This window comes from Promicromonospora panici, from assembly GCF_900608595.1.
Taxonomy (GTDB): Bacteria; Actinomycetota; Actinomycetes; order Actinomycetales; family Cellulomonadaceae; genus Promicromonospora; species Promicromonospora panici.
Map to the genome: position 1 here is coordinate 214,262 of NZ_UWYY01000011.1, position 15,131 is coordinate 229,392.

General features: G+C 72.1%; 13 protein-coding genes. 8 read left to right on the forward strand and 5 right to left on the reverse strand.

Translation table 11 applies throughout. From position 1 onward, the window contains the following. Positions 1-184: 184 nt before the first annotated feature. A complete protein-coding gene (locus tag EW117_RS14785; protein ID WP_129787482.1) occupies positions 185-1,243 on the reverse strand; it encodes a chymotrypsin family serine protease in 1,059 nt (352 codons plus the stop codon). A 258-nt stretch (positions 1,244-1,501) separates the two neighbouring features. On the opposite strand from EW117_RS14785, the gene EW117_RS14790 reads away from it, so the two are divergent. The 3 genes from EW117_RS14790 to EW117_RS14800 all read left to right on the forward strand — a co-directional run bounded on the left by EW117_RS14790 (position 1,502) and on the right by EW117_RS14800 (position 4,423). Next, positions 1,502-1,717, forward strand: coding sequence for a hypothetical protein (locus EW117_RS14790; RefSeq protein ID WP_129787483.1), 216 nt, complete (start codon positions 1,502-1,504; stop codon positions 1,715-1,717). Positions 1,718-1,727: 10 nt separating this feature from the next. Next, the gene (locus EW117_RS14795; protein ID WP_129787484.1) at positions 1,728-3,698 is read left to right on the forward strand and encodes an NHL domain-containing thioredoxin family protein; all 1,971 of its coding nucleotides are present in this window, start codon (positions 1,728-1,730) and stop codon (positions 3,696-3,698) included. A gap of 80 nt (positions 3,699-3,778) precedes the next feature. Next, on the forward strand, positions 3,779-4,423 hold the full coding sequence (locus tag EW117_RS14800) for an HAD family hydrolase (RefSeq protein ID WP_129787485.1): 645 nt from the start codon (positions 3,779-3,781) through the stop codon (positions 4,421-4,423). Positions 4,424-4,516: 93 nt separating this feature from the next. On the opposite strand, the gene EW117_RS14805 is transcribed toward EW117_RS14800, so the two are convergent. Beyond that, on the reverse strand, positions 4,517-5,038 hold the full coding sequence (locus EW117_RS14805; protein WP_129787486.1) for a PTS sugar transporter subunit IIA: 522 nt from the start codon (positions 5,036-5,038) through the stop codon (positions 4,517-4,519). A 169-nt stretch (positions 5,039-5,207) separates the two neighbouring features. On the opposite strand from EW117_RS14805, the gene ptsP reads away from it, so the two are divergent. The 3 genes from ptsP to EW117_RS14820 all read left to right on the forward strand — a co-directional run bounded on the left by ptsP (position 5,208) and on the right by EW117_RS14820 (position 9,238). Further along, on the forward strand, positions 5,208-6,857 hold the full coding sequence (gene ptsP / locus EW117_RS14810; RefSeq protein ID WP_129787487.1) for a phosphoenolpyruvate--protein phosphotransferase: 1,650 nt from the start codon (positions 5,208-5,210) through the stop codon (positions 6,855-6,857). Between the two features lie 58 nt (positions 6,858-6,915). Then, positions 6,916-7,794 carry a sugar phosphate isomerase/epimerase family protein gene (locus tag EW117_RS14815; RefSeq protein WP_129787488.1) on the forward strand — a complete coding sequence of 293 codons (879 nt, stop codon included), beginning with the start codon at positions 6,916-6,918 and terminating at the stop codon, positions 7,792-7,794. A 307-nt stretch (positions 7,795-8,101) separates the two neighbouring features. Beyond that, positions 8,102-9,238: a magnesium and cobalt transport protein CorA gene (locus tag EW117_RS14820; RefSeq protein WP_129787489.1), complete on the forward strand. Its 1,137-nt coding sequence runs from the start codon at positions 8,102-8,104 to the stop codon at positions 9,236-9,238. 76 nt (positions 9,239-9,314) lie between these two features. Here EW117_RS14820 and EW117_RS14825 read toward each other — a convergent pair whose 3' ends face one another. Continuing rightward, positions 9,315-10,670, reverse strand: coding sequence for an MFS transporter (locus tag EW117_RS14825; protein WP_165362699.1), 1,356 nt, complete (start codon positions 10,668-10,670; stop codon positions 9,315-9,317). Between the two features lie 158 nt (positions 10,671-10,828). Next, positions 10,829-11,440: a TetR/AcrR family transcriptional regulator gene (locus EW117_RS14830; RefSeq protein ID WP_129787491.1), complete on the reverse strand. Its 612-nt coding sequence runs from the start codon at positions 11,438-11,440 to the stop codon at positions 10,829-10,831. Positions 11,441-11,753: 313 nt separating this feature from the next. On the opposite strand from EW117_RS14830, the gene EW117_RS14835 reads away from it, so the two are divergent. After that, on the forward strand, positions 11,754-12,764 hold the full coding sequence (locus tag EW117_RS14835) for a hypothetical protein (RefSeq protein ID WP_242504300.1): 1,011 nt from the start codon (positions 11,754-11,756) through the stop codon (positions 12,762-12,764). Between the two features lie 510 nt (positions 12,765-13,274). Then, entirely contained in the window at positions 13,275-14,327 is a 1,053-nt protein-coding gene (locus EW117_RS14840; RefSeq protein WP_129787492.1) for a pirin family protein, read from the forward strand. Between the two features lie 37 nt (positions 14,328-14,364). Here the strand turns inward: EW117_RS14840 and EW117_RS14845 are convergent, their stop codons facing one another. Further along, on the reverse strand, positions 14,365-15,114 hold the full coding sequence (locus EW117_RS14845) for a GntR family transcriptional regulator (RefSeq protein ID WP_340641092.1): 750 nt from the start codon (positions 15,112-15,114) through the stop codon (positions 14,365-14,367). Between the last annotated feature and the right edge of the window lie 17 nt (positions 15,115-15,131).

Consider the following 15,131-nt stretch of genomic DNA (forward strand, 5'->3'; position numbering starts at 1 on the left):
GGCGAAGGTCACTTTTCGAGGCCCGAGCAGAGCCGCAGGTCAGGCAGGTTGCGGCCGGCGACGCGCCGGGCGGACACGCCCGCGCTCGCGGACGCCCGGACCGACACGCCCGGCGTGGGAAACGCTGGTGCGCATACCGAACAAACTCGAACTGGTGCATTCCGTACTCCGGCCAGTGCGTACTTCATCCGAACGGATGCGCCGGCTCGCCGGCCAGCTCGATCTCCAGGATGTCGAGGACCTGGTCGATCGGATTGGCATAGGTGAGTCCCTTCCCGCTGTGTCCGCCGGACTCCGACCCGGCGAACAGGAGGCCGATCGCCACGCCGTCCTCCCGGTACACGAGCGCCCCCGAGTCGCCGCCCCGGGAGAAGGGGCCGTCGTCGAGGCTCTCGATCTCGATCTGGTCGTCGAAGCTGAGCGCGCCGAGATCCTCGTAGCCCACTATGACGTCGTCCAGCTCGATGGCGGTGACCCGCCCCCGGGTGACCGCCGTCGTGCGGCCGACCTTGCCGACGATCTCACCACCGAGGGCGCGTGCGGTCTTCACGACGCGCCCGACGGGGTACTCGAAGTCGATCGGCACCCGGTCGAGCCGTGCGATGGCGGCGTCCGTGTAGGCGGGCTCGTGCGCGTCCAGGTTCACCACCTCCGTCAGCTCACCGATCCGGTCACCCGGCGGCAGCCCTCCGTCCGCGGGGCCGGGCTGCAGGACCGTGTCGCCGGGCCGTGCGTCGGGGGAGCCGGCCAGCACGTGGTAGTTCGAGAGCGCGAAGAGCTCGCTGTCGCCGCCGGGGCTCGCGCGGGTCACGAACGCCCCGAGGGTGCCCGCCGTGACACCGACGTGGCCGATGGAGATGCCCGGCCGCAGCGGCCGGCGTCGGTCCGTGTCGCCGTCGGCCTGCGACGTCGGTGCGGGTGGGCGCGGGCCCAGCTCGCTCACGGGGCGGATGCGGCCGGTGCGTCGGATGTCGACGTCGGGTCCCACCTCTGCCGAGACCTTGCGCACTATCGAACGGGCCCGGGGGATCCCGAGCCGGTAGCGGACGGCGATGCCGAAACCGCCTTCGGCCTGGGGAACCAGGCCGAGGGCGAGGGTGGGGGCGCGGACGACGTCGGCGGCCTCCGACGCCGATCGCCCGCCCAATGACCGCGGCGTTGCCACGACTCCATGCTTCTCAGCGAGCTCTCGGGCGAAGGCTGCGAGCTGCTCCTTCATCTTCCTGGCCTGGTCGCGGTCCATGCCTTGATCCTCTCCTCACCCACCCACACGACACGGCACGCGCAGTGGCGACACGCCGGTCTGTCCTACAAAGTCATCCGATAGACGGATATCGCCTCGCCAGGTTTGCGCGGTACGTTCCTCTGCTACACCCAACCATGGCCGGGTGAAAGCCAGGAAGACCTGGGATGTCACAAAACGTCCTGGGTCTCCTCCTGAATCGTTGGCGGTGCCCGCTCCGGGCCCGGTGAACACGGAACGGCGAGAATGATCGGGACGATGGATGAGACGCGGAGCGCGCGGGTGACTCGCGCCGACGTGCGCGCGGCCCTGATGTGGGCCCTCGAGCGGGACCGCGACGCTCTGCTTGCGCACCGGGCGGCCGTGCACTCCAGCAAGAGCGACCTCACGCGCCGTCGGGCCGACAAGGCACTGGTCGAGCAGTGGCGTGCTCGCAGGCCGGACAACGGGAAGGGCAGCACGTCCCGGGAGTGACAATGGCCGGGTGAGCACAGGAGTCCAGAGTCTTCCCCGGGTCCGCGCGTCCGAGCTCGTCGGGCGCGGCTGGCTGAACACCGGCGGCCGCGACATCACGCTCGCCGAGCTGCGCGGCAAGGTGGTCGTCCTCGACTTCTGGACCTTCTGCTGCATCAACTGCCTGCACGTCCTCGACGAGCTGCGCGAGGTCGAGGAGCGGCACCGCGACGAGCTCGTCATCGTCGGTGTGCACTCGCCCAAGTTCGAGCACGAGGCCGATCCGGACGCGCTCGCCGCCGCCGTCGAGCGGTACGAGGTGCGGCACGCCGTCCTGGACGACCCGGAGCTGATCACCTGGGGCGCGTACACCGCGCGGGCCTGGCCCACGCTCGTGGTCATCGATCCCGAGGGGTACATCGTGGCGCAGATGGCCGGCGAGGGGCACGGCTCCGCGATCGCCGCGCTCGTCACCGACCTGATCGCCGAGCACGCCGCGAAGGGCACGCTGCACCGAGGCGACGGGCCGTACGTGCCGCCCGCCCCGGCCTCGGGCACGTTGCGGTTCCCCGCGAAGGCCCTCGCGCTGCCGAACGGGAACCTCCTGGTCGCGGACGCCGGGCACCACTCCCTCGCCGAGCTCGCACCCGACGGCGAGACGCTCGTGCGGCGCATCGGCTCGGGCGAGCGCGGGCTGCTGGACGCCCGCGCCCGCGAGGCGCGGTTCAGCGAGCCGAACGGCCTGTGCCTGGTGCCGGATGAGCTGCGTGCCCACCTCGGCTACGACGTCGTGGTCGCGGACACCGTCAACCACGCACTGCGGGGCGTGCGCCTCGACGACGGCGCGGTCACGACGGTGGCAGGTACCGGCGAGCAGTTCATGGTCGGCGGCCAGGAGAACGTCGCCGGGCGCGACGGCGCCCCGTCCCGGGCCTTCGAGGCCGGGACGGCCGTCGCGCCGCTCGACCTGCGGCTGAGCTCCCCGTGGGACGTCGCGTGGTCGCCGGTGCGCGGCGCGTTCGTCGTCGCCATGGCCGGCAACCACACCCTGTGGGAGGTCGACCTGCTGCAGGGCTCGGCGGCCCTGCTCGCCGGCACCATGAACGAGGGCCTGGAGGACGGTCCGGGCGAGGGCGCCTGGTTCGCCCAGACGTCCGGCGTCGTGCCCTCCGTCGATGCCGAGGGCCGGCCCGACGGTGGCCTGTGGATAGCCGACTCCGAGACCTCGTCGCTGCGCCGGGTCGAGCTGTCCGACGGCGCCGACGGCGCGCCCAGCGCTGTCGTCCGCACCGCCGTCGGCCAGGGCCTGTTCGACTTCGGGCACCGCGACGGCGCCGCCGACCAGGCGTTGCTGCAGCACCCCCTCGGCGGGGCCACGCTGCCCGACGGCTCCGTCGTCGTCGCCGATACCTACAACGGCGCGCTGCGCCGGTACGACCCGGCGTCCGGCGAGGTGACCACCCTCGCGAAGGACCTCGCCGAGCCGTCGGACGTGCTCGTCGAGGTCGCGGACGGTGCGGTGCACCTGCTCGTGGTCGAGTCGGCGGCGCACCGGCTCACCCGGGTCGCGCTCCCGGCGACCCTGGCGGGCGAGGTGCTCGACGGCGGTGCGCACCGGGTCGCCCGCCCTGCCACCGACGTCGGCGCCGGGCCGCTCCGGCTGGACGTGCCGTTCGTGCCGGCGCCGGGTCAGAAGCTCGACGACCGCTGGGGTCCGTCGACGTCGCTCCAGGTCAGCGCGACGCCGCCGGAGCTGCTGCTGTCCGGGGCGGGGGACGGGACCGATCTGTTCCGGGACCTGGTGATCAACCCAGAGGTGGCCGAGGGTGTGCTGCACGTGACCGCGAAGGCGGCGTCGTGCGACGAGGTGCCGCTGCTGCCGAACGGCGAGCCGGACCCGGACGTTTTCCCCGCCTGCCACCTGGCGCAGCAGGACTGGGGGGTCCCGGTCCGCGTGGTGCCGGGCGGCGACGCCGAGCTCACGCTCCCGCTCCGCGGCTGACCCGCCTCACCCACCCGACGTGTCAGACCCACAGGTCACCCGGGTGACCTGTGGGTCTGACACGTCTTAGGGTCGGGCCCATGGTGCGCACCGTGGTGTTCGACGTCGGAGAGACGCTCATCGACGAGTCCCGGATCTGGCTCCGCTGGGCTGAGCGGCTCGGGGTCCCGCCGCTCACGTTCCTGGGTGTGCTCGGCGGCTGCGCCGCGCTCGACCGACCGCACCGCGACGCCTTCGAGATGGTGCGACCGGGACTCGACATCGCGGCCGAGATCGCCCGCTGGGAGGAGGCCGACCCGGACGGCCTGCGCACCGGGTTCGACGCCGACGACCTCTACCCGGACGTCCGGCCCGCCCTCACGGCGCTGCGCGCGGCGGGCTTCGACGTCGTCATCGCGGGGAACCAGCCGCCGGAGGCGCGCGCCGCGCTGGAGGCGATGGACCTGCCGGCGAGCGCGATCCGCACCTCGGACGAGTGGGGCGTGCAGAAGCCGGAGCCCGGATTCTTCGCTCGCGTCGCAGAGCTCTCGGGTGTCGCGCCCGAGGAGATCGCCTATGTCGGCGACCGGCTCGACAACGACGTCCTCCCCGCCGCCGAGGCCGGGATGCGGCCGGTCCTGCTCCGCCGCGGTCCGTGGGGATACCTGCACGCCCTCCGCCCCGAGGCGGCACGGACCACGGTCATCAGCGCGCTGACCGAGCTCCCCGAGGTGCTGGCAACCTGAGCCGCCTGACCTGGCAGAATCCCGCGGACCGGTCAGACCCACAAATCACTCAGGTGTCCTGAGGGTCTGACACCTCCCGAAGCGTCTGACAGGTCACGGCAGGTGGAACAGCGCGTCTCCCGCCTGGACCCGCGTACCGGGCCGGACCAGCTCCTCGAGGCCGCGCGGCCCCAGGTCCAGGGCGACGACGGGCACCAGGGGCGAGCGGCCGCCGTCGGACACCTCGGTGGGGGACCAGACGATGAGCTCCTGGCCGGCCGCGACGGTGTCGCCCTCGGCGACGAGCAGGGCGAAGCCCTCGCCCTTCAGCTGGACGGTGTCGATGCCGAGATGTACCAGGACGCCCCGGCCCGCGACAGGGGCGGCAGGCGCCGCGGAAGCGCCCTCGGGCGGGGCCGGCTTTTCCGCGGGCGGCGCCAGCAGCACGAACGCGTGCGGATGCAGCTTCACCACCACCCCGGCGCACGGCGCGACGACGCGCCCGCCGAGCTCGGGGTCGGGGTCGATCGCGAGCCCCGGGCCGACGATGCTCTCTGCGAAGACGGGATCGGGCACGTCGCGCATCGCGACCACCCGTCCTGCGACGGGGGATCCGACGATCAGGGCCTCGGCCATGGGGTCATCTTGTCAGATCACGGACCACCACGAGAGCCGTCCTTTGCCCGACGGCGGTCCGGGGCGCGGCGCGCTCCCAGCTCGCCGCAGCGACCGAGTCTCGCTCGCCGAGGCGCTCGCGTGTAACGTTCCGAGCGCACTCGACGACGAGCCTTGAGGGAGCGTACGGATGACGAGCGAGAGGCTCACGGGGGTCCCGGCGAGCCCGGGTCGTGCGGTGGGGATCGTGGTGCGCATGCCGGCCCGGGTCCCCGAGCCGAGTACCAGCCGCCTGTCCGGTTCGGCCGATGACGCCGTCCGCGCCGTCGAGGAGGCTGCCGCCCGCGTGGAAGGGGACCTGGCGGAGCGTGCGGGTCGTGCCTCGGGGACCGCCGCCGACGTGCTCGCGGTCACCGCGGCGATGGCCGCCGACCCGACGCTGGCGGCCGGCGCCGCCCGCAGGGTCCGGGAGGACCGGCTCACCCCGGAGCGCGCCGTGTGGGACGCCGCGGGATCGGTGGCGATGCAGCTCGAGGCGCTCGGCCCGCCCATGTCGGAGCGAGCCCGCGACGTACGGGACGTGCGGGACCGCATAGTCGCCGCCCTCACTGGCGCCGCCCCACCCGGCGTACCCGATCCGGGTCACCCGTTCGTGCTGGTGGCGAGCGACCTGGCCCCCGCGGACACCGCGATGCTCGACCCGGCGGTGGTCACGGCGGTGGTGACGGCGCGCGGCGGCCCCACCTCGCACATGGCGATCCTGGCCCGAGCCCTCGGCATCCCGGCCGTCGTGGCACTGCCCGGCGCGAGCGACCTCGTCGACGGCGAGGAGCTGGTGGTCGATGGCACCCTCGGCACCGTCCTGCGGTCCCCGTCAGCGGCGGACGTGAAAGGCGCCCGGCGACGGATCGCCGCCGCCACCTTCGACGGCCGGGCGGTGACCCGCGACGGCTCCGAGGTGGAGCTCGTGGCGAACGTCGCCGACCCGGCGGCGGCAGCGGACGCGGCGGCCGCCGGCGCTCGGGGCGTCGGCCTGTTCCGCACCGAGTTCTGCTTCCTGGGCCGGGGCGAGGAGCCGAGCGTCGAGGAGCAGGTGGCCGCCTACCGGGCGGTCCTGTCCCACTTCCCGGGTGGCCGCGTGGTGGTCCGCACGCTCGACGCCGGCGCCGACAAGCCCTTGCGCTTCCTCACGCCCGAGCACGAGGACAACCCCGCGCTCGGTGTGCGCGGGCTACGCACCGCCGTCGCGCACCCGGGCGTGCTGGACCGTCAGCTCGGCGCCATAGCGCAGGCCGCGGCCGCGGAGACGGCGGAGGTCTGGGTGATGGCGCCGATGGTCGCGACCGTGGACGAGGCCCGCGACTTCGCCGCCGCCTGCGCCGCGCACGGCCTGGAGCAGTCGGGTGTCATGATCGAGACGCCGGCGGCCGCGCTGCAGGCCCGGCACGTGCTGGCCGAGGTGTCGTTCGCCAGCCTCGGCACGAACGACCTCACGCAGTACACGATGGCGGCCGACCGCGACCTGGCCGGTGTGGCGGCACTGTCGACCCCGTGGCAGCCCGCCGTCCTGGAGCTCGTCCGGGTGGCGTGCGAGGGCGGTGCGGTGCATGGTGCTCCCGTGGGAGTGTGCGGTGAGGCCGCGGCCGATCCGCTCCTCGCCCCCGTGCTGGTGGGACTGGGCGTAACGTCTCTGTCCATGACCCCCCGTGCGCTGGCCGACGTCGCGAGCACCCTGGCAGGCGTGTCCCGCGAGGAGTGCGCGGAGCTGGCACGCACGGTTCTCGACTGCCCGACGGCGCAGGCAGCCCGCGCCGTGGTACGGGAACGTCTTCTCCCCTGAACTCCATCTGAACCCCCTGGTCACATCCCAGTCACGTAGGCGCTTTAAGGTGGCCCGCATGCCCGAACCGATCCGGACCGATCCGCAGGAGCCGGCCGCACCCGACGTGCAGGTCACGCTCTCGACGGCGTCGGTCTTCCCGCGTCGTGTGCCGCTCGCCTTCGAGTCGGCCGCCGAGCTCGGCTACGACGGTGTCGAGGTCATGATCTGGTCGGAGGAAGTCACCCAGAACCCTCGCTCCCTGGCGAAGCTGTCCGCGGACACGGGCATGCCGGTGCGCTCGGTGCACGCGCCGACGCTGTTGGTCAGCCAGCGGGTCTGGGGCCGGTCGCCGGTCGCCAAGCTGGAACGGACCACGGACATGGCCCTCGAGCTCGGGGCCGGCACGGTGGTGGTGCACCCGCCGTTCCGCTGGCAGTACAAGTACGCGCGGCAGTTCCAGGACCAGGTGCGCGCGCTGAGCGAGTCGACCGGCGTGACCATCGCCGTCGAGAACATGTACCCGTGGCGCGGCGGAAAGCGCGAGTTCCAGGCCTACCTGCCTGGCTGGGACCCCGCGGAGCACGACTACGACGCCGTCACCCTCGACCTGTCGCACGCGAGCGTGGCGCAGCAGGATGCGTTGACGCTGCTGCACACGTTCGGCGACCGCCTGCGGCACGTGCACCTCGCGGACGGCAACCACGGCGCGCGCGACGAGCACCTGGTGCCCGGCCGCGGCAGCATGCAGGCAGAGAAGGTGCTGCAGGAGCTCGTGGCGCGCCGCTGGAGCGGCGACGTCTGCGTGGAGATCTCGACGCGCGCGGCGCGGACCGCCGCCGAGCGGCACGACGACCTGGCCGCCTCGCTGCAGTTCGCGCGGGCCTACCTGGCCCCGACGCCGCACGAGTTCCACACCCCGCCGGGCGTGCACCACCGTCCGCACGACGCCTGGTGAATTTTGTGATCCCGCTCTCGAATGGGTTCGATTACGTGCCATGACGTGGCTAGACTGACCCCGTCGAGAACGTACGGCGCGGCGATCCGCCGCATGGACCAAGGAGGTGGCGCGCATGACCCGTAGCGAGCCTCCGAGTAGTCCGAACCGCAGCTGAGCTGACGGTTCCCCGCCCGCCTGAGCGCGGGTTCTCGCGCACCGGTGCGCTCCGCCCCTCCCGGGCGTGAGGTCCACCGGTCGTTCGGCCGTCCCTGTTGCGGTGTCCGTTCGCAGTCCTTTTTCCTGCGCTCGACCCCAGGAGTTCCCCATGGCCACGTTCCTGCCTGCCCGTCCTTCTCGTCCGCTGCTGGGCGGCCTGCGCCAGCGCCGCGCCGTCGACGTCGCGCCCGACGTCGCACCCCGCCCCGCCCCTCCCGCCCCGCGCTCGTCGGTGGTCGCCGCCGCGATCTACGACGACGGCGTGCGCACCGCCGGCTACGACAACCTCGCGGAGACGTTCAGCGCGCTCCGCTCGCGGCCCGGCGGGATGGCCTGGATCGGGCTGGAGCGGCCGGACGAGGCCGAGCTGACGTCGCTCGCGCGCGAGTTCGACCTGCACCCCCTCGCGATCGAGGACGCCATCCAGGCGCACCAGCGCCCCAAGATCGAGCGGTACGGCGACACCCTGTTCGTGGTGCTGCATGCTGCCCGCTACCTGGACGACGCCGAGGAGGTCGAGTTCGGCGAGCTGCACGTGTTCGTGGGCCCGGACTTCGTGGTGACGGTGCGCCACGGCGCCTCGCCGGACCTGGCCGCGGTGCGCGCGCGCCTGGAGGCGGACCGCGAGATGCTCGCCCGCGGGCCCGAGGCCGTCCTGTACGCGATCCTCGACAGCGTCGTGGACGGGTACGCGCCCGTCGTCGCGGGTCTCGACCACGACATCGACGAGATCGAGTCCGACGTCTGGGGCGGTGCCCCCGACGTGTCGCGGCGCATCTACGAGCTGTCCAGGGAGGTCATCGACTTCCAGCGCGCGGTCCGGCCCGAGCAGGGCGTCTGCGCCTCGCTCACCAAGGGCGCCGAGAAGTACGGCGTGGACCCGGAGCTGCAGGCCTACCTGCGCGACGTCGCGGACCACCTCACCGAGACCGCCGACCGCATCGAGGTGTTCCGGGCGGCCCTCCGCGACATCCTGACCGTTGCGGCCACCCTCGTCGCGCAGCGGCAGAACGAGGAGATGAAGCACCTGTCGGAGGTCAGCGTCCGGCAGGGCGAGGAGGTCAAGAAGATCTCTGGCTGGGCGGCCATCCTGTTCGCCCCGACCCTCGTCGGCACGGTCTACGGCATGAACTTCGACGTCATGCCGGAGCTCGACTGGGCCTACGGCTACCCGGCGGCTCTCGTCGCGATGCTGGCCGTGAGCGTGGGCCTGTTCGGCGTCTTCCGCTGGAAGCGCTGGATCTGACCCTCCTGGTTGTGAGCGTGACCGTTGCGCCTAAGAGAGACACGTAGTCGCAACGATCGCGCCCGCAACGAGGAGGTCAGGCGGGGTCGAGGGTCTCCGGGTCGGGCAGCGACACGATGTACCGGTGCCCGACGGCGGCGACCATCAGGCCCGCCGTCGCCCCGACGATCAGCGGCGTGCTGTAGCCGGAACGCGCCAGCAGGCCGCCGATCAGCGACCCCAGCGGCATCGTGCCCCACAGCGCGGTGCGCCACGTGCCGTGCACCCGGCCGAGCAGCTCGTTCGGCACCGCGGCCTGGCGCAGCGACATGACCAGCACGTTCCACGCCGTCGTGCAGCCGAACGAGACGAAGATGGCGGCCGCCCCCACCCCGGCCAGGGGGAACGCACCGGCCAGGAACCACGCCCCCAGGCCGATGGCGTTCGCGGCGGCCATGACCGGACCCGTCCCGAAGCGCGTCTTGAGCCGGTTGGTGACGACGGCGGCGGTCAGCGAGCCCGTGGCGCCGGCCAGCAGGAAGGTGCCGTACCAGGCCTCGGGCACGTCGAGCCGCTCCAGGATGAAGAGCACGAGCGTGGACGTGATCGCGGCGTGGCAGAGGCCGATGAGCACGCTCACCACCCACAGCGGCCGCAGCATCGCGCTGCTCCAGATGAAGCGGAAGCCGGCGACCAGCTCGGCGCGCCAGCCGGCCACCATCGAGTCGGGGCCTTGCGTGCCGTCGGGCGCGCCGGCTGTCGTGGACGCGGCGTCCGGCGCCGGCTCGGTACGTCCGCCGAAGCGGCCGGCGCGCCCGCCGAATCGGCGTCCGGCCATGCCGGACGCGACGGCGGGGAGGCTGAGCGCCAGCCCGCCCGCCACGGCGTAGGCGGCCGTGTTCAGCCCGAGCGCCCAGACGGCCGAGAACGCGAGCAGCCAGGACGTCAGCGGCTGGGACAGGAACTGCTGCACCACGATCTCGGTGGCCTCGATGCGCGAGTTCGCCCGCGGCAGGTCGCCCTTGCCGACGAGGGACGGGATGACGGCGCGGACGGCGCCGTCGTACACCGTCTCCAGGATGCCGTAGAGGAACACGACCAGCAGGAGCCACCAGATGGTGAGAGCGCCGGTGACGTGCAGTGCGAGCAGGCCCGCCGCGACGAGCGCGCGGACACCGCCCGCGAGACCCAGCGCGAGCCGCCGGTCGATCCGGTCCACGAGCACGCCCGCCGGGATCGCGAACAGCAGCCAGGGGAGCAGCGCCGCGACCGCGACGAGCGAGACGAGCAGCGGGTCGTTCGTCAGCTGCACGGCCAGGAGCGGCGCTGCGACCCGCGCGATGCCGTCACCGACGCTCGAGCTGAGGTTGGCCGCGACGACCCTGGTGAACGCGCCGCCGAGCGGCCCGGGGCGGGTGCCGGGAGCGGGCGCAGGACGGGCGGCGGAAGACACGGCCAGAGGCTACCCCGTCACCAGACCAAACTTTCACCCACCCATCCCACCCACCACGCCGAGGTAGAACTGTGGCGAGGTAGAACTGTGGCGAGGTAGAACCGCAGCCGATCTACGGTTCTACCTCGCCACACTTCTACCTCGGCGAATGACCCGGCTCAGGCCGGGACGCGCTCCGGCACCCGGGCGCCGACCGCGCGCAGCACGAACGACTCGGCCGCGCGGATCGTGCGCTCGCGGGCGACGGGCTCGTCGGGGATCAGCCGGCCGGACAGGCACGCGTTGACGAGGTGCACGGTCGGTTCGATGTCCTGAGGCGGGAACGTCCCGGCGTCGATCCCCGCGGTGAGGATCCGGCGCAGGATCGCCTCCACGATGTCGGCGTGCTCGCGCAGACGCTGCTGCGTGGCGCGGGACAGGACGGTTCGCAGGTCCGGGCCGGGGGCGAGATGGAAGACACGGGTGAGCTGAGCCTGCTGGCGGATGTAGGTACGCAGCTGTTCCACGGGGTCGCTCACGCCGTCGAGCGCGCGCTCCAGCGTGTGGGCGTACTGCTCCGTCTCGTGGGTGATGAACCCGAGGAGCAGCGCTTCCTTGTCGTGGAAGTGGTTGTACACAGCGGTTCGGCCGACGTGCGCCGCCGCGGCGATGTCGGCCAGGGTGATGGTGTCGAACCCGCGCTCCGCCATGAGGGTGGACAGAGCGGTGAACAGCTTGTGCCTCGTCATCTGGCGGTGCTCGTGCAGGCTCTTGCCGATGATCTTGGGCATGCTGACATCATATGCCCGCCACGTCAGGTAACTGGAACCCCGGATCGGTCGTCGCTTGCCCGGGCGCGCCCGCTCCTCCGGAGAGATGGCGCCGAGTCGTCATAAACCGATTTTGCGCGAGTTGAACCGCAGATTTCACCTTCTTGTACTGAGACTCAGTCGCCATGAGCATTCATAAGCATGTATTTGCGCCTCCGCACAATTCAGATTCGGTCGACGGCGAGCCGGAAGTGCATGTCTTGTCACGAGCGTGTTTCCTCTCTGTAACATGCCCGCATCATGGGGGAAAGTGCCCGGCAGTAAAGTTCCCCGCATGACATTTCTGGCGGGTGTGATTCCAGCGGAACACGCCTCGGGTCACATTCTGATCCTGCCCAGTACGAACGGCCCGGTCGCGGTCAGTGAGCTCGCTGCCGCGTGGTTCTCCGATGTCGCATGGCTCCGAGAACCGTCCCGCACCTCGGGCGCGCGACGGATGGCGGGTGCCCGGTTCCGGGGCATGGCGCAGCCGGACTCGCTCGTTCCCGGTGTCATGCGCCTCGGCGAGGGTCATGTCGCCACCGGCCCGTTCGAGGTCGGTGAGGCGCACCTCGCCGAGCTCGAGATCTCCGCGGCCAAGGCGGAGGCGTACTCGGTCGCGCGCGGCGACGGCCTGCGAGACGTCCGCGGCGCGGCGCCGACGTCGTACGGCGACCGGGACGGTATCGCCCGCGCCTTCCCACACGCGCTCCCGCAGGGGGAGGAGCTGCGCATCGTGCAGTGGATGGTCGCCGCGGCCCGGAAGACGGCGGGTGGCGTGCTCGCCGACGGCCGGCAGCCACTGGTCCCGGACCCCGCCGCGTCCGTCAACCTCGCGCTCTACGCGGCGCACGCGCTCCTGCCGGGCGACGTGCTGCCCATGCTGCGGTCGCTGATCGCCACCGCTGACGTGTCCGCCGACCAGGCCACGCCCGACGGGTCGCCGCGTTACACGCTGGTGGGCAGCACCGCGTACGACGGCTCGATAGTGATCGACGTGGAGCGCGTCGACCGGGTGCCGCGCGCGCTCGGTGCCCTGGACTGGCGCAGCTACGGACCGTTCGCCTACCGCCTGAGCTGGATGCCCGCCGACCCGTACGAGCTGGAGCTGGAGCACGCGTCCGGCCTGCACGTCATCGCCCGGGCACGCATGCGCGTCTCGCTCGCCCGCCTCGCGGTAGCGCTCCAGAGCCGCATCGCGGGAATCCTCGTGGACGACGGCGGCTTCATCGCCACCCCCGAGGAGCTCGAGGGGCGCAACGACCCGACCGCGGGTGGTGCGCCAGGCTCGCGCGCCTGGGTCTGACGCCGTTCCAGTTATCCACAGATTTTGTCCACAGGCCTGTGTGTGGTGCGGGAAATCCGGGGTTGCACCTGTGGACAGAACTGTGGGTAAACACAGGGTGAAAATTACAACCGTGGAGCGGTTGCCGCTTTCACGGCACGCGGATAGAAACGAGGCAATGGTTCGACGATTCGGGTGCAGATACGGTGCGCTGCAGCAGTACCGACCGGCCCGAGCATCGGACACATGGTTGACCGGAGAACGACAGGACGTCCCGTACCGCGGTGCGGGCTGTGGATGACGCCACAGGTGCCTGTACGGGGCCGGAAGACCGCCCGCGTCCGAAGCGTCCGTGGAGAACAGGCCTGGCGGTCCGGGCCTGACGAGCGCATCGGGGTCGTGACGTCGACACGACGGTCTGGTCCTCGAAGAAAGCGGACCATGGCTGCGCGGTTCAAGCCAGGGCCCCCGGCCTGCCCCGGGGGCCCTGGCCTTGTCTCCGATCTTCCGACGCCGATCTAGGCTCGGCCCATGAGCAACCTCGAGACCCGGCCGGCCGAGCAGGTCTGCACTGCGGGCGAGCAGCGCGACGGCATAGAGCTCCTCACGCCCCGCGACGTGCCCCTCGGTGGGCCTCGCGCGATGAACGTGCGTCGCACCATCCCGCAGCGGTCCCGGTCGCTCGTGGGGGCATGGTGCTTCAGCGATCACTACGGACCCGACGACGTGTCCTCCAGCGCGGGCATGCAGGTCCCACCCCACCCGCACACCGGGCTGCAGACCGTGAGCTGGCTCTTCGAGGGCGAGATCCTGCACCGCGACTCCGTGGGCTCGCTCCAGACGGTCCGGCCGGGCGAGCTCAACCTGATGACGGCGGGCGCGGGCATCTCGCACTCGGAGGAGTCGCCTTCGGAAGGGCGCCCGCCCCGCTTGCACGGCGTCCAGCTGTGGACGGCGCTGCCCGGCTCCGCGCTCGGCGTCGACCCGCACTTCGAGCACCACGGCGATCTCCCGGTCGCGCGGGTCGACGGCGCCGTCGTGCAGGTGTTCATCGGACGCCTCGCCGTGGGCGGGCGGGACCTGGACTCACCCGCGACGGCGTACACGCCGCTCGTGGGCGCCCAGATCGACCTGGAGCCGGGGGCCGAGGTGCGGCTCGCCGTCGACCCTGCGCACGAGCACGCCCTGCTCGTGGACACCGGTGCGGTGGCGTTCGAGGGGTGCGCCGTGCCGACGTCGAACCTCGGCTACGTGGCGCCGGGGCGGCCCGCGCTCGTAGTGCGGGCGGGCGCCGGGGCGCCCGCGCGGGCGGTCCTGATCGGCGGGCTGCCGTTCGCGGAGGACGTCATCATGTGGTGGAACTTCATGGGCCGCACGCACGAGGACATCGTCCGGGCCCGCGACGACTGGATGGCTCAGGTCGCGGAGCTCGGCCCCGCAGGGCAGGGCGGCGCGACGGGATACGCCGACGGCGCCGCCGGGCGCCGGTTCGGCCAGGTGCACGGCTACTCGAGCGGGCCCCTGCGCGCGCCGGCACTGCCCGACCTGCGCCTCAAGCCGCGGGCGCGGCCAGGCCAAGGCTGAGCCCGCGGCTCAGAGTCTGCCGCTCAGATTCTCCGGCTCAGCCGTCGATGTCGTACCGGAGCATGAACTCCCCGGCGTCGAGCACCACGTGGCTGACCTCGACCGGCGTGCCGTCCTTCGTGAAGGCCGTCCGCGTGACCGACAGCACCGGCGTACCGGGCTCGATCCGCAGCTCCTCGATCTCCTCGATGGTCGGCATCCGGGCCACCACGTCCTCGCGGAACCGCACCGGCGCGTGCCCGGCCTCGGTCAGGCGCGCGTGCGTGCCGCCCGGGCCCACGTCCTGGTCCGCGATAGGCGTGCCCGCCGCGATCGACGCGGGCAGGTACGACGTCGCGAACAGCACGGGCTTGCGTTCTCGCAGGTGCAGGCGCTCGCGCACGGTGACCTTGTCGCCTTCGGCGAGGCCGAGCGTGGTTCGGATCCTCTCCGAGGGCTCGGTCTCCGCCGTGACGGCGAGCGTGCGGACCAGAAGTCCGGCACCGGTCTCGTCGATCTCGGCGGTCACCGTGGAGTCGTCGACCTTGCCGCCGGTGCTGTCCCGGATGATCGGCTCGAAGGCGCGGACGAACACACCCGAGCCGTGCCGGGTGACGGTCAGGCCCTCGTCCTTGAGCATGGACAGCCCGTGGCGCGCGGTCATGCGCGCCACGCCGTAGTTCGACATGAGCGCTGCTTCGCTCGGAAGACGATCGCCCGGTTTGTAAGTCCCGGAGCGGATCGCGGCACGAAGATCCCTGGCGATGCTTGCGGCAGTCACACGTCCCTCTCTAGACACGGAACCCACCTAACCCGCAGCCAGTG

Excerpts from the sequence above, each read along its gene's own strand:
- EW117_RS14800 (WP_129787485.1), top strand. The coding sequence starts at position 3,779 with ATGGTGCGCACCGTGGTGTTCGACGTCGGAGAGACGCTCATCGACGAG.
- EW117_RS14785 (WP_129787482.1), bottom strand. The coding sequence starts at position 1,243 with ATGGACCGCGACCAGGCCAGGAAGATGAAGGAGCAGCTCGCAGCCTTC.
- EW117_RS14835 (WP_242504300.1), top strand. The coding sequence starts at position 11,754 with ATGACATTTCTGGCGGGTGTGATTCCAGCGGAACACGCCTCGGGTCAC.
- EW117_RS14830 (WP_129787491.1), bottom strand. The coding sequence starts at position 11,440 with ATGCCCAAGATCATCGGCAAGAGCCTGCACGAGCACCGCCAGATGACG.
- EW117_RS14790 (WP_129787483.1), top strand. The coding sequence starts at position 1,502 with ATGGATGAGACGCGGAGCGCGCGGGTGACTCGCGCCGACGTGCGCGCG.
- ptsP (WP_129787487.1), top strand. The coding sequence starts at position 5,208 with ATGACGAGCGAGAGGCTCACGGGGGTCCCGGCGAGCCCGGGTCGTGCG.
- EW117_RS14820 (WP_129787489.1), top strand. The coding sequence starts at position 8,102 with ATGGCCACGTTCCTGCCTGCCCGTCCTTCTCGTCCGCTGCTGGGCGGC.
- EW117_RS14805 (WP_129787486.1), bottom strand. The coding sequence starts at position 5,038 with ATGGCCGAGGCCCTGATCGTCGGATCCCCCGTCGCAGGACGGGTGGTC.
- EW117_RS14840 (WP_129787492.1), top strand. The coding sequence starts at position 13,275 with ATGAGCAACCTCGAGACCCGGCCGGCCGAGCAGGTCTGCACTGCGGGC.
- EW117_RS14815 (WP_129787488.1), top strand. The coding sequence starts at position 6,916 with ATGCCCGAACCGATCCGGACCGATCCGCAGGAGCCGGCCGCACCCGAC.